The sequence below is a fragment of the Rhizobium sp. AG207R genome (assembly GCF_027109195.1).
Lineage (GTDB): Bacteria > Pseudomonadota > Alphaproteobacteria > Rhizobiales > Rhizobiaceae > Rhizobium > Rhizobium dioscoreae.
Map to the genome: position 1 here is coordinate 39156 of NZ_JAEPVT010000001.1, position 13846 is coordinate 53001.

Sequence of the window (13846 nt, forward strand, 5' to 3'; positions counted from 1 at the left end):
GATTTGCAGGCATCAACATGTGGGAGGAACACATGAACATTCAATTGAAGCAAGGTCGTGTTGGCACTGATATCGCTGGCACCGTAACGGAACGCCTCAGCCTCAAAGGCCGGGTGGCGATGGTAACGGGTGGGTCGCGCGGCATTGGCAAGGCATTTGCTATCGGTCTCGCCGAAGCCGGGGCCGACGTCGTCGTTCTTTCGAAGAGCACCAAGGAAGAGGGTGAGGCAGTGGCCGCCCAGCTTCGTGAGATCGGTGCCAAGGGTTCTTTTGCAATGCTAGCGGACGTGACAAACCGATCGGCTCTGGACGCCGCGGTGGATGAAACCGCGAAGCGTCTCGGCAAAGTCGACATCATGGTCGCCAACGCCGGAATCGGTATCGACGTAAATGCCGAAGACATGACCGAAGAGCAGTGGGATCGTCTTATGGACGTGAACCTCAAGGGTGTCTTCTTTGCAGCCCAAGCCGCTGCGCGACATATGATCCCACGCAAGTCCGGCAACATCATCGTCACATCGTCCCTTTCCGCTTACGTTGCCAATGGCAATCCGCAGGCTTGCTACAACACATCGAAGGCTGGCGTGAACATGCTCGTTCGCTGCTTAGCGTACGAATGGGCGCGCCACAATATTCGCGTCAACGCGATCGCTCCGGGCTTCATCATGACTGATATCCTCGGTCCATATCTCAACGAGTTCCCGGACGAAGCCTATGGCTACATGATCAAGCCGGCGGCGATGAACCGCATTGGGACGCCTGACGAACTGGCGGGTGCCGCCGTGTTCCTCGCGTCCGATGCTTCGAGCTACATGACCGGCCAATGCATGGTCATCGACGGAGGGTATTCCCTAACGCCTCTCGAAAATCGGCTAATCTGATGGCTGTCCTCGAGAACACGGCCAGGGTTGCCACCACCAAGAAAGCCACCACCAGACGAAAGGCCGCATCGAAATGGGGAAGCTATGTGGGCTTCCTCCCTGCGCTGCTGATCGTTCTCTTCGTCTACATCTTTTCCATGGGGTGGACTGTCTGGATTTCGTTCACGAAGTCGAAGATGCTTCCGGTCAACGAATTCGTCGGAATGGCCCAGTATCAACGGCTCTTCGGCGACGAGCGCTGGCAGATATCGGTGGTTAACCTGGGACTATTCTGCTGCCTCTTCATTGGAGCTAGCTTGTTCCTTGGCTTGCTCATGGCGATCGCGCTCGATCAGCGCGTTCGCTTCGAAAACAGTCTGAGGACAATCTACCTCTATCCTCAGGGGATGTCGTTCATCGTCACAGGTCTCATCTGGCAATGGATTCTCAATCCGCAGATGGGTCTCCAGCAATTTTTCCACGATCTAGGTTTGACCTGGGTGACTATCGATTGGCTGACACGGTCCGACAGGGCGATCTACGTCGTCGCCCTAGCTGGCGTATGGCAGGCGTCTGGTCTGGTAATGGCCATCATGCTGGCTGGCCTGCGCGGCGTCGATGAAGACCTCGGCAAAGCAGCCAAGGTGGACGGTATCAGCCCGTTCCGCTTCTACGTGCACATCGTAATTCCGCTGCTCAAGCCGATGTTCGCAACGGCGGTCGTTCTGCTTGCAGTCGGTGGCGTCAAAGTCTACGACCTGGTCGTGGCGCTGACGAACGGCGGCCCGGGCATTTCGAGCGAAGTCCCGGCAAAGTACGTGATGGAGTTCCTGTTCCGCCGAGCAAACATCGGTCTCGCGTCGGCCGCGGCCTCTGTGATGCTCATTACGGTGATCGCGGTCGTCGTGCCTTACGTCTACCTCGAGCACTTCCGGAAACAGAAGGGGAGGACCCCGGCATGACAACGGATGTAAAGCACACACAACGGCATAATCCTATTGCGAGCGGGCGCAAACCCAAGCAGATTACGGCAGGTCGCGTCGGCCTCTACGCCTTCATCATCACCACGGCTCTCTTCTTTCTGCTGCCGCTCATCGTAATGATCATTACGTCTTTGAAGACGATGGACCAAATCCGCCAGGGCGGCCTGTTTAATCTCCCAAGCCCGCTGACTTTCGACGCATGGGTGAGGGCTTGGACGAGCGCCTGTACTGGTTTGACCTGTAATGGCGTCAAAGTTGGGTTCTGGAACTCGATCCGCATTCTGGTGCCAAGCACCGTTCTATCGATCGGTATCGCCGCCTGGACCGGCTATATGCTTTCCTTCTGGCGAGTTCGTGGTGCGGCCGTCTTGTTCACGATCTTGATGGTAGGCGCATTCATTCCCTTCCAGGTCTTCATATATCCCCTCGTTCGTGTCTTTTCGTCGGTGGGCATCTTCGGAACGGTCACAGGCATCGTCATCGTGCACACTGCGTTCGGACTGCCGATGCTGAGCTTGCTCTTCCGGAATTTCTTCGTGGGCTTACCAATCGACCTCTTTAAGGCGTCTCGTGTCGATGGTGCGAGCATCTGGCAGATTTTTCGACACATCATGCTGCCCATGGCGACCCCGATGGTGATTGTTGCCGTCATCCTCCAGGTGACCGGCATCTGGAACGACTTTATTCTCGGTGTCGTCTTTGCCGGCCCAAACAACCAGCCGATGACCGTTCAGTTGAACAATATCGTCAACTCGGTGTCCGGGGAGAAGGAATACAATGTGAATATGGCTGCGACGATGATCACGGCTCTCGTTCCGTTGGCCGTCTACTTCCTATCCGGGCGCTGGTTCGTCCGCGGGATCGCGGCTGGCGCAGTGAAAGGATAAGCCATGGGTGTGGTCAAAGCGAATAATGTTTCAGTCGCTTTCGGAGCCGTCAAGGTTATCGAAAACCTCAACCTCGACATCAAGGAAGGCGAATTCGTCGTTCTTCTCGGTTCTTCGGGTTGCGGCAAGTCGACGCTGCTGAACTGCATCGCAGGACTTCAGGAGATCGCGGATGGCGAAATCTGGATCGGCGACGACAACGTGACTTGGGCAGAGCCCAAGGATCGCGGCGTGGGCATGGTCTTCCAATCTTATGCTCTCTATCCGCGGATGACGGTGCACGAGAACCTGAGCTTCGGACTTCGCATGGCCAAGATGCCAAAGGCGGAGATCGAGAAGCGCGTCGCAAGGGCCGTCAGCATCCTGCAGATCGAGAAGCTGCTCGATCGACGACCCGCTGAACTATCGGGTGGTCAGCGTCAGCGCGTCGCGATCGGTCGCGCCCTAGTGCGCGATGTCGATGTATTCCTGTTTGACGAGCCGCTCTCCAACCTTGACGCGAAGCTCCGCACTGAACTACGCGTCGAGATCAAGAAGCTTCACCAGCAGCTCGGCTCCACGATGATTTACGTCACCCACGACCAGATCGAAGCGATGACACTCGCCGATCGGATCGCGGTAATGAACAAGGGGATCATCCAGCAGTTTGCGCCTCCCAAGCAGGTTTATACCCGTCCAGCCAATCGGTTCGTCGCCGGGTTTGTCGGTTCGCCTTCTATGAATTTCATCAAGGCAACAGTGACCGACGCTGCCGGGCAAGATGCGAAGACCTTTGACGGCCGGTCGATCTCGCTGAGGGGTTATGATGGTGGCGATCGGTTGGCATCGGGCAAGCAGATCGAAATCGGCGTGCGCCCAGAACAGTGGATCGTCGCTGATCCGACCGTCAACGACAAGGCACTGGAAGCCCGGGTGACCGTGGTTGAAAACACAGGCGCGGAGAGCCTTATCTGGGCAAAAATCGGAGACGAAACCGTCTCTGTCAAAGTCGCGGACGACACGGGATACTTCGAAGGGCAGACGCTACAGCTTTCCTTCAACCCGGCGTTCGTATCAGTATTCGACACCTCGTCAGGCGAAAGAATTTAACAGCCGGTCGAGTCAAAGGCGAAGGACAGGAGTGCCCCTCGCCGCATTCATAGGGAGCTAGTTTATGTCCATCAAAAGGGTCGCGGTCATTACAGGAGCGACGGATGGTATGGGGCGGGTGGTTGCACCTCACCTCGCTGAGGCCGGATATCACGTGGTAATCCACGGCCGCAGCGCGGAGCGCGGAGTGGAAGTCGTCGACAAGATCAAGAAGGCGGGCGGTTCGGCAGAATTCATGGCTGCGAACCTGGCATCTCTCGCCGACATCCGGCGTTTCGCCGCGGAGCTGAAAGCCAAGTTTCCCAAAATTCATCTTTTCATCAACAACGCCGGCATCGGCACAGGTCCGGAAGATGCTCCGCGAGAGCTCAGCGATGATGGTCTGGAGCGCAGGTTTGCGGTGAATTACTTGTCGGTCTATCTGCTGACTAGGCTCGTGCAGGACAGTGTGATAGCAGCGGCTCCATCGCGCATCGTCAACGTGGCGTCAGACGGCCAGCAGGCCATAGATTTTGCCGACGTCCAGCTGGAGCGTGATTACTCGGGCGAAGCTGCATACTGCCGCAGCAAGGTAGCAGAGATCATGTTCACGCTCGATCTCGCGGAAGAACTCAAGAACAAGGGCGTCACCGTCAACACCATGCACCCGAGTTCGTTCATGGACACCACCATGGTCCGCCAGATGAAACACGCTGTTGTCGAGAGTATCGACGTTGGCGCAGGTCATCTGATTGATCTCGCTCTCAATCCTAAATTCGACGGCGTCACTGGCCGTTACCTGAACCGCGGCGTCGATATGCCTGCCAACGTGCAGTGCTACGACGCTGGCGCGCGCAAGAAGCTTCGCGATCTTTCTGTTGAACTCACTGGCATCTGAACGGACATACCATGATCATCAATCACGCAGCCTACGTACTCGAAAATCGCAAAATGACTTTCGGCGAAGCCAAGATGCCGGAAGTCGGTATCCACGACGCCCTGATCAAGATGAAGTATTGCGGCGTTTGCGGTTCCGACGTTCACTTCTACGAACACGGCGAGCCGGAATTTCCGGATGTCTATCCGTTCATCCTTGGCCACGAGGGTGCAGGCGAAGTCATCAAGGTTGGTAGCGCCGTCAAGTGCCTCAAGGTCGGTGACCGCGTGGCGATCGAACCCGGCATTCCCTGCCGCACCTGCGAATGGTGCTCAGGCGGACGATATAACCTTTGCCCGAACGTCGTCTTCCCGTCGGCTCCCCGCGAGCCAGGCATCCTGCGCGAGTATGTCTGCCATCCTGCCGATCTCTGCTTCAAGCTGCCGGATAACATGTCCTACGAAGAAGGCGCTCTGATCGAGCCTCTCGCTGTGGCCATGACCGCAGTCCGTGAAGCCGGCGCACGCATCGGCCAGTCTGCCGTCATCCTCGGCGGTGGCTGCATCGGTCTCGTGACATTGCTTGCCCTTCGCGCGATGGGCCTTTCGAACATCACCGTGGTCGATCTCTTTGATATCCGCCTGAACAAGGCCAAGGAACTCGGAGCGCGAAATGTGGTCAACGCCCGTGAGAATGATCCCATCGCTGAAGTGATCCGCCTACATGATGGTCTTGGACCCGATCTTGTGTTCGAAACCGCCGGAAGCACTGTCGCCGCGTCACAGACCATCAAAATGTGCAAGCGGGGCGGGACAATCATGATCGTGGGCAATGTAACCGGGGAGACCAAAATCGATTTCCAGTTGATGACCAACAAAGAACTGACGATCAAGTCGAACTTCCGCTACAGCAACATCTACCCGACAACGATCGACGCCGTTGCTTCAGGCAAGATCGATGTGAAGAGCATCATCTCCCGCTACTATAAACTTAGCGAAGCTCCTCAGGCCTTCGAGGACTGCATCAACGAAAAGTCGACGATGGTGAAAGCTGTCATCAAGTTTGAAGACGCCTGATCTCATCATTGGTCGTTCCTGATCTCTGTCGGGAACGACCGTAAGGAGCATAACATGAACGCACCGGACATTCTGTGCGCAGGTATGATTGTCGTGGACGTTATCGTTGACGGGCTCGAGGCGATGCCTCGTTCCGGCGAGACGGGCCGCGTTTCAAGCGTGACCTTGGCTACAGGCGGCGACGCGATAAACGAGGCCTTCGCGATCGCCAAGCTTGGGAACAACGTCGGCCTTATGGGGCTAATTGGGCAGGATAGCCAGGGCCAGTTTATCAAGGACCGCTGCTCCCACTACGGCATTTCGACGGAAGGGTTGTACGCTGACACCGACCGCTCCACGACGACATCCATCGTCTTGCTCGACAAGTCTGGCGAACGAAGCTTTCTGTCGGAGCGGAACGCATCAATTGGAGCCTACGGGCCGGAACACGTCAATCTCGACCTTATCCGGCCCGGCCTTAAGGCACTTTCTATCGGAAGCATATTCACCTCCAAGCCCTTTGATACCAAGGCGCTTGGGCCGCTGCTCAAAAAGGCAAAATCCGTTGGCGCGATTACGATCGCGGACATGGTGATGGACCAGCAAGGCTACGGTCTGGATGGAATAGCGGAGGCGTGGCAATATCTGGACTATGTCGTCCCAAGTGAGCTGGAGGCCCAGATATTCGTCGGATCGACCGATCCACATACGATTGCTGCCGATTTCCGGAAGCGAGGCGTTAAGAACGTCATTCTAAAGCGTGGTTCTCGAGGGGTAGTCGGTTTCGCGGATGGCGAGGACGTCTCTTGTCCGGCTTTCGACGTTCCAGTCGTCGATACTACAGGAGCCGGCGACAACTTCGTTGGCGGCTTGGTTCACTGCCTCGTAAGAAACCTTCCGTTAGCCGAAACGCTGCGGTTCGCCTCAGCGGTTGCCGCCCTGTCAGTCCAGGCAGTTGGAGCTGGCGCTGGCTTGAAAAACCTCGCCCAGGTCGAACGGTTTCTCATTGAGCAACGCGTGCAGGCGTGACGTTGTGCAACACGGATTCCTCATCGGGCTGGATATCGGAACGCAAAGCACCCGCGCATTGCTCCTCGAACCCGACGGACGCACGTTGGCGTGCGTCCGTCGGACCACTCCAACTCGCCGGATCGACGACCATAGCGCCGAATACGATCCCGACGCTCTCTGGTCGTGTGTCCTAGAGACATTAAGGGAGCTAGCGTCTCACGTTCCAAGAGGGGGAAGAGTTGCGGGAATTTCCTGCGCGAGCATTGGAGAGTCCTGCGTGCTCGTCGGAGCGGATGGTGAAGCTCTCGCACCAGCCCTGGCGTGGTTTGATCGCAGAACGGAAATCGACGGCGAGTTGGTCGCAGCCCGAATTGGGGTCGATCGGCTGTTCGAGATTACAGGGTACCAACCAGATCACACGCTCTCTCTTTGCAAACTTCTTTGGCATCGGCGAACGCACCCAGATGTCTTTGCGCACGTTAAAAGGGTCTTGCCGATTTCACCGTGGATCCTCTTTAAGCTATCTGGTGTCGCCGCGATCGACCCCTCGTTGGCGTCGCGAACCCTTTGCCTAGATGTCCAAACAGGATGCTGGGCTGGTGAATTACTGAATGAGTTTGACTTCGATCATGATATTTTTCCGCCGATACTCGCCAGCGGGACTCCTTTAGGGCCATTGTTGCCACAAATTCAGACTGAGATAGGCTTGGCGGGTTCACCTATTATCTCGGTTGGAGCTCAAGACCACATCAGCGGTGGGTTCGCTACAGGTGTAGGACGACCCGGGATGTTCTTAGATAGCCTCGGTACCTCCGAAGCCCTTCTGGTAACGGCGAAGACGCCGCCGCTTTCCACGAAGCATAGATATCTCGGCTTCGTGCAAACCAGCGCATGCGTCGATGACAATTTCTATCTAATTGGGTCCGGCCTGAACCGCAGTGGTGGCGCAATCGAGTGGGCGTGTCGCACAATTGGCGCTGGTGTTTCGCGTGACGCCCTCCTTGGCGAGGCAATGGCGGAACCTCCTGGAAGCGGAGGAGTGCTATTCGTGCCCAATCTAGCGGGCAGCACGGCTCCTAACCCAGACAGCAACGCAACGGGCGCATTTGTTGGGCTAACGGATGCCACGCGGCGCGGCACAATGTTTCGAGCGGTTCTGGAGGGAGTCGCCATGGAGGCGCGCATGGTGTCGGACGCCCTCTTTTCCTTGCCCGGTGTCGGAAAGCCCGACGAACTGCGTGTGATTGGCGGAGGAATACGCAATTCCCTTTTCCTCCAAATCAAAGCGAGTGTGCTCGGCCGTTCACTTGTCGTGTGCGAAGAGCCTGAGATGACGGCAGTCGGAGCGGCTTTGCTTGGAGGTATCGGAGCAGGGCTTTGGCCGACCTTCCAGGATGCCCTATCTACTGTGAAATTATCGACGTTCGAAGTCTTGCCAAATGCCGAATGGACGAAGGTTTATGATGAACTTTATTCGCTGGTTTATTCAGGCCTTCATTTAGCGCTTGGCGCTGTAAATCGAGGTACTGCCGCGTTTCGATAGATGTCGTCGAGCAAGTGACCATCGAAGGATCGCGCTAGACTTTCCAATCGCTGGAGCGACAATTTCGTTACCGATCGAGCCCAAGAGATTGGATTCGGCACAATTGCGGGCGGGTCGCCAACCGTCAGCCCACGCTTTCTCTGAGAAGGATTAACCGCGATGAACGCTGCTGGCATGGAAGAAAGTGACGTCACGATCGTTGGCGCAGGACCGAGCGGCGCGATCACGGCACAGACTCTTGCGAAGGCCGGAATGTCGGTGGTCTGTCTTGAGCAGGGCGAGTATCCCGACTACACCTCGATCAAGTTCGATGAACCCGGGTTCGAACTCCGAAAGGACATGGGGTTCGGCTTCAACCCGAACCGGCGGCAGATGCCATCCGACTATCCGATCAACGTCGATGATTCGGACATAAACCCATTGATGTGGAACGGCGTCGGCGGTGGCACCGTCATCTACGCCGGAGCTTGGAACCGCTTTCAGCCAAGCAACTTCAAGGTCAAGACGCTCGACGGCGTTGGAGCCGACTGGCCGCTGACCTATGACGACCTCGCTCCCTTCTACGAGCGCGTCGAGTTGCAGATGGCTGTATCGGGGGTTGGAGGCGATCCTGCCTATCCGCATTTTGACCCTCCGTTGCCTCCCTTGCCATTGGGAGCTATTGAGCGGCGGCTGTTTAACGCGCACGAGCGTCTAGGGTGGCACATTTGGCCGGGCACTAACGCGATTGCGACGGTCAAGCACGCTAGTCTACAACCTTGTGTACGCCGCGGCGCCTGCTCGGCGCCTGCGTGTTTCGACGGTGCAAAGGCCTCGGTCGACCGAACGCATTGGCCGACGAATGTCAAGCTAGGTGTCAAGCTGGTGCAGCGTGCGCGCGTCATCCGGGTTGAGACCGATGCAAGGGGGCTTGCCACCGGCGTAACATATGTCGACCGCGATACAGGCAAGATCCGCATGCAGAAGAGCAAGATCGTGGTCATTTGCGCCAACGGCATCGGCACGCCGCGCATCCTTCTCAATTCGGCCATGTCGAGATTTCCCTCCGGCTTGGCCAACAGCTCGGATCTTGTTGGCCGCAACCTCATGCTCCATCCCTTCACCACGGTGACAGGACTGTTCGACGAGGTAATGGACAGCTGGCAAGGAACAGCCGCTCAGCGGGCCTACTCACTGGAATTTGCCGAGACAGGTCCCCATCGGGGTTTCATGCGTGGCGCGAAACTCATGCTTATGCCGACAGGCTCTCCCCTCGGAGCTATCAACGCTCACCCCTGGGGGGCAGAAACCGAGTGGGGGATCGAGTTTCATAGGACTGTTTACAAACGCTTCGGCCGCTCGGCCATCTGGGACATTATTGCCGAGGATCTACCGTTCGAGCACAACCGGGTGACGCTCGATCCCGAATTGAAAGATGCTGATGGAATTCCTGCGCCAAAGGTGACCTACCGTTACGACGATGGCATGTACAAGCTGCAGAAGTTCATGCAGGAACAGGCAATCACTTCGATGCGCGAGGCCGGCGCTTACGAGACGATGGCCGCGCCGCCTTTGCGCGAAACCGGTTGGCATATCCTAGGCACCGTGCGCATGGGCGACGACCCCGAGACCTCCGTGGTCGATAGCTTTGGGCGTTCTCACGACGTGCCAAACCTGTTCGTGATTGACGGTAGCGTCATGCCGACATCGGCCGCCGTCAATCCAACGGCCACGGTGGCTGCCCTGGCCCTGCGCAATGCCGAAGCCATTGTGAATGGCCGTCGTAATCAGAAATTCTGAGGGGAGTGATGCCATGCCTTTGACTTATGATGACGTCCGGCGGCAGTTCGACTGGCTCTGCGATGCCATGATCCCCGGTGATCCGGCGTTGGGTTTTCCTTCCGCCCGTGAAGTCGGTGTTCAGGAGAAGTTGTTGCCGATGGTGTTGAAGACCCGATCGGATCTGGCGCCTGCCGTTCTTTCTATAGCGGCGCATTTTCCCTCCGAGCGCCCCGCCGATCCGCTTGCCTTGGTGCGCGCCCTCACCCCCGAGGATCGCGCGCTACTCGGTAGATTCGTTGCCGGGGCATACTTTGCCAGCAGCAGCGTTATGGCCAAGCTTGGATATCCCGGCTTTCAGGCGCTTCATATCGAACCTGACTACGACGAGATCATAGCAGCGATAGAACCGATCATTGCCCGTGGGCCCTGTTATCGGACAATGTGAGGACCGGGCAACGCTGTGGGGTGGTTCTTTCTTCCTGAGAAAGGTGCCGCTTTCGGTATAGCGCGTCAGATAGTCCCACTGGCTGAGAGTATGGGACACGGCGTCGCCGAGCTTGCTGTCCGGCAAGATCGAGCCAATTCTTGAGGGCGTTGACAAAACGTCGCCTGGAATGGGCTATACATCCTACATGGGTAGCGCCCCCGAGCGAGCGCCGGGAGCCATCACTCATCGATATGCCATGGTAATTGCCGAGAAAGGCCAGCGGATATCCGCGAATTCGGTCCGGACTGAGTTGTGCGGAAACATAGAGTACGGCGAAAGGATCCATTTGTTGGCTCGCGACAGAATTTCGCGAGCCCATATTGATAAAGTTTGCGGCCAATCAGACTCGCGAGGCGAGTCCACGGTCTGCAAGGTTGCGAAGTAATGCCCGTGTCCCAAAGGTCCACTCCGGGCACTTGTCGGTGCGGCTGACCCGATTAGTCAGATGGCCGAGCAGCGGGGTCCCAATTTCGACGATATCGCCAATCTCATGCGTGAAGCCCTGACCGGCACCTCGGCGGTCTTTAACGGGGGCAAACATCGTTCCGAGGAAGAGAACGACACCATCCGGGTACTGGTGATTTCGATTGCGGAGTTGGGAGACTAAATCCTCCGGCTTGCGGCTTATGCCCTCCATGGCGCTTTCACCAGTCATCTCGAATCCATCGTCGCCTGTTACACGGAGCATCACTCGGATCGTGCGTAATTCCTCAAGTGTAAAGGTGTCATGGAACAGTCGTATGAACGGCCCCACGGCACACGAGGCATTGTTATCCTTCGCCTTGCCGAGGAGCAGCGCGGATCGGCCTTCCACGTCGCGCAGGTTCACGTCATTGCCGAGCGTTGCCCCCAGGATTTGCCCGTCTGAACGCACGATCAGGACCACCTCTGGCTCGGGGTTATTCCATTCCGAGATCGGATGGATGCCGACATCGTCGCCACATCCAACCGAAGACATGGGTTGAGCCTTCGTGAAGATCTCCGCGTCTGGGCCGATGCCAACCTCAAGGTACTGTGACCACAAGCCCATGTTCTGAAGCAGTTCTTTGACCTGCCGCGCCTTCTGGGAACCTGCGACCACACCCCGCAGGCTGTCCCCGATGACAGGAGCAAGACGGTCACGGACCTCCTGCGCACGGCCGCTATCACCTTTGGCCTGCTCTTCGATCACGCGTTCAAGCATGCTGTCGGCGAAAGTGACGCCAGCGGCCTTTACAGCCTGCAGGTCGATTGGAGCAAGCAATCGACCGCCGTTTCCAGCGAGAATATCATCCAAAGAGCCGAGATCGGGAAGATCGGAAACAGACGCCAGTTGCTTTGCGATCCCGTCGATTTCGAACAATCCCGAAACGGTGACCGCCAATTCCGTCAAATCCAGTAGGCGTCTGTCCCGAACCAGCACCGGACAGGGGCCACCAGCCTTTTCCGACCAAATTCGGCCGACCAGAATCGCAGACGCGGGGTCTTCCGGCAGCAAGTTCGCAGACGTTAGCACATTGTTCGAACCCATAATTCCTCCTGGATAACGTTGGGATTGAGGTGATCGCTCTAGGCCCAAAGCAACCTCGCCGAGCCGAAAGCCTCTTGACATTAGCGTCGCTCAAAGCTTTCTGTTGTTTGCACGCAATATACAGAAAGCTTCCCGATGTCTACAGATTCGAATGCTGCCGCGATCCTGCTCAATCCCGCCGATGACGTGGCAGTGGCGCGTCGAAGAATAGGCGTGGGGGAAACAACAGGTGTTTCCGGCGTCATCGCGAAACAGCTTGTGCCACGTGGACATAAAGTCGCCCTGCGCGAACTTGCTATCGGGACAGAGCTTCGGAAATTTGGACAGGTAATCGGCGTCGCGACCCAAACGATCCAGCCTGGGGAGCATGTGCATCTCCATAACCTGGCAATGGCCGATGCGCATGCCGCCCATCAATTCTCGACCGAGACGGAGGAGTTGGGAATGGTTGCTCCGTCTGACCGCAGGACATTTGTGGGATATGATCGGGGAGCCGGGGGTGTAGGCACTCGTAATTACATCGGTGTGCTGACGACGGTGAATTGTTCGGCGACCGTTTCGCGCTATATCGCGGACCATTTCAATCGGATGGGAGGTCTCGATGGGTACGATAGCGTAGATGGAGTCGTTGCTCTGACCCACGGTCTCGGCTGTGCCATCAGCAACAAGTCCGAGGGCTATCGGTATCTGACGAGAGTTATCCAGGGATATGCCCGTCACCCCAACTTCGGCGGCATACTGATGATCGGCCTCGGCTGCGAGACCAATCAAATCCAGCCCATACTCGAACATTACAAGTTGGAGGAGGGGGACCGCTTCCGGACCCTCAGCATCCAGCAGATGGGTGGAACCCGAAAAACTATCGACGCGGCATGCGAGATGATCCGCGAAATGCTCCCTGGGGTGAACCAAGCGGTCCGTACTCAACAGCCGCTGTCGAAACTCAAGGTGGCGCTCGAATGCGGTGGATCGGATGGCTATTCGGGTATCACCGCAAACCCGGCGCTGGGGCATGCTTCGGATCTGGTCGTCCGACATGGTGGCACCACCTGTCTGGCCGAGACGCCGGAAATCTATGGTGCTGAACACCTGCTCACCCGTCGCGCCGTCCGGCCGGAAATCGCCCAGAAGCTGATAGACCGCATAGATTGGTGGCGCGAGTACACCGCTCGAAACGGTGCAGAGCTTAACAACAATCCGAGCTATGGAAACAAACAGGGGGGCTTGACGACCATCCTCGAAAAATCGCTTGGCGCGGTTGCGAAGGGCGGTTCAATGCCGCTCAAGGCCGTCTATGAGTACGCGGAGATCATCGAAGAAACGGGGTTCGTGTTCATGGACACGCCTGGCTATGATCCGGTCGCCGTGACAGGGCAGGTTGCTGGGGGATGCAACGTTGTCTGTTTTACAACGGGCCGCGGCTCCGTGTCTGGATGGAAGCCTGCACCGACAATCAAGATTGCCACCAACACGGAAATGTACGAGCACATGCGCGAGGACATGGATATCGATACTGGCGGTATCGCTACAGGAACAGAGACGATCGAGGCCGCCGGCGAGAAACTCTTTGAGCATATTCTCGCCGTGGCCTCTGGCCAGAAGACGGTAAGTGAAGTCTACGACTACGGCGATAACGAATTCGTCCCCTGGCAGGTGGGCGCGATCACCTGATCGAAAGCGCAGCTTCATTGCACGCAGGTTCGATCACCAACTACTCAGCAAATTGCGAGTGCCACCAGATGGACAAGCGCGCTACAATTCCACAAATGGGCATAGGCATGTGGAAGAGGGAGGACCTCAATTG

At 57.2% G+C, this 13846-nt stretch carries 12 protein-coding genes and 1 pseudogene; 11 read left to right on the forward strand and 2 right to left on the reverse strand.

Annotation, left to right across the window (positions count from 1 at the left end; genetic code table 11):
* The first annotated feature begins 32 nt into the window (after window positions 1-32).
* The 10 genes from JJQ51_RS00145 (at window position 33) to JJQ51_RS00190 (ending at window position 10490) form a co-directional block, all read left to right on the forward strand.
* A complete protein-coding gene (locus JJQ51_RS00145; RefSeq protein WP_269244077.1) occupies window positions 33-881 on the forward strand; it encodes an SDR family NAD(P)-dependent oxidoreductase in 849 nt (282 codons plus the stop codon).
* A complete protein-coding gene (locus tag JJQ51_RS00150) occupies window positions 881-1822 on the forward strand; it encodes a carbohydrate ABC transporter permease (RefSeq protein ID WP_331275819.1) in 942 nt (313 codons plus the stop codon). The genes JJQ51_RS00145 and JJQ51_RS00150 overlap by 1 nt, the downstream gene beginning before the upstream one ends.
* Complete coding sequence (locus JJQ51_RS00155) at window positions 1819-2730, forward strand: carbohydrate ABC transporter permease (protein ID WP_269244078.1); 912 nt, start codon at window positions 1819-1821, stop codon at window positions 2728-2730. The genes JJQ51_RS00150 and JJQ51_RS00155 overlap by 4 nt, the downstream gene beginning before the upstream one ends.
* 3 nt (window positions 2731-2733) lie before the next feature.
* Window positions 2734-3819: an ABC transporter ATP-binding protein gene (locus JJQ51_RS00160; protein WP_269244079.1), complete on the forward strand. Its 1086-nt coding sequence runs from the start codon at window positions 2734-2736 to the stop codon at window positions 3817-3819.
* Between the two features lie 64 nt (window positions 3820-3883).
* Entirely contained in the window at window positions 3884-4696 is an 813-nt protein-coding gene (locus tag JJQ51_RS00165; protein ID WP_269244080.1) for an SDR family NAD(P)-dependent oxidoreductase, read from the forward strand.
* Between the two features lie 11 nt (window positions 4697-4707).
* Window positions 4708-5751, forward strand: coding sequence for an NAD(P)-dependent alcohol dehydrogenase (locus tag JJQ51_RS00170; protein WP_269244081.1), 1044 nt, complete (start codon window positions 4708-4710; stop codon window positions 5749-5751).
* 54 nt (window positions 5752-5805) lie between these two features.
* A complete protein-coding gene (locus JJQ51_RS00175) occupies window positions 5806-6759 on the forward strand; it encodes a carbohydrate kinase family protein (protein WP_269244082.1) in 954 nt (317 codons plus the stop codon).
* Window positions 6760-6763: 4 nt separating this feature from the next.
* On the forward strand, window positions 6764-8284 hold the full coding sequence (locus tag JJQ51_RS00180) for an FGGY-family carbohydrate kinase (protein ID WP_269244083.1): 1521 nt from the start codon (window positions 6764-6766) through the stop codon (window positions 8282-8284).
* A gap of 159 nt (window positions 8285-8443) precedes the next feature.
* The gene (locus JJQ51_RS00185; RefSeq protein WP_269244084.1) at window positions 8444-10063 is read left to right on the forward strand and encodes a GMC family oxidoreductase; all 1620 of its coding nucleotides are present in this window, start codon (window positions 8444-8446) and stop codon (window positions 10061-10063) included.
* A complete protein-coding gene (locus tag JJQ51_RS00190) occupies window positions 10038-10490 on the forward strand; it encodes a hypothetical protein (RefSeq protein WP_269244085.1) in 453 nt (150 codons plus the stop codon). The genes JJQ51_RS00185 and JJQ51_RS00190 overlap by 26 nt, the downstream gene beginning before the upstream one ends.
* Window positions 10491-10535: 45 nt before the next feature.
* Here the strand turns inward: JJQ51_RS00190 and JJQ51_RS00195 are convergent.
* Both JJQ51_RS00195 and JJQ51_RS00200 read right to left on the reverse strand, forming a co-directional pair.
* Window positions 10536-10776 (reverse strand): annotated as a pseudogene (locus tag JJQ51_RS00195) (IS66 family transposase); the annotation flags it as partial.
* Window positions 10777-10872: 96 nt separating this feature from the next.
* Window positions 10873-12042 (reverse strand): fumarylacetoacetate hydrolase family protein, encoded by a 1170-nt coding sequence (locus JJQ51_RS00200; protein ID WP_269244086.1) that lies wholly within the window; start codon window positions 12040-12042, stop codon window positions 10873-10875.
* A 135-nt stretch (window positions 12043-12177) separates the two neighbouring features.
* On the opposite strand from JJQ51_RS00200, the gene JJQ51_RS00205 reads away from it, so the two are divergent.
* The gene (locus JJQ51_RS00205; protein ID WP_269244087.1) at window positions 12178-13713 is read left to right on the forward strand and encodes a UxaA family hydrolase; all 1536 of its coding nucleotides are present in this window, start codon (window positions 12178-12180) and stop codon (window positions 13711-13713) included.
* The last annotated feature ends 133 nt before the right edge of the window (window positions 13714-13846 follow it).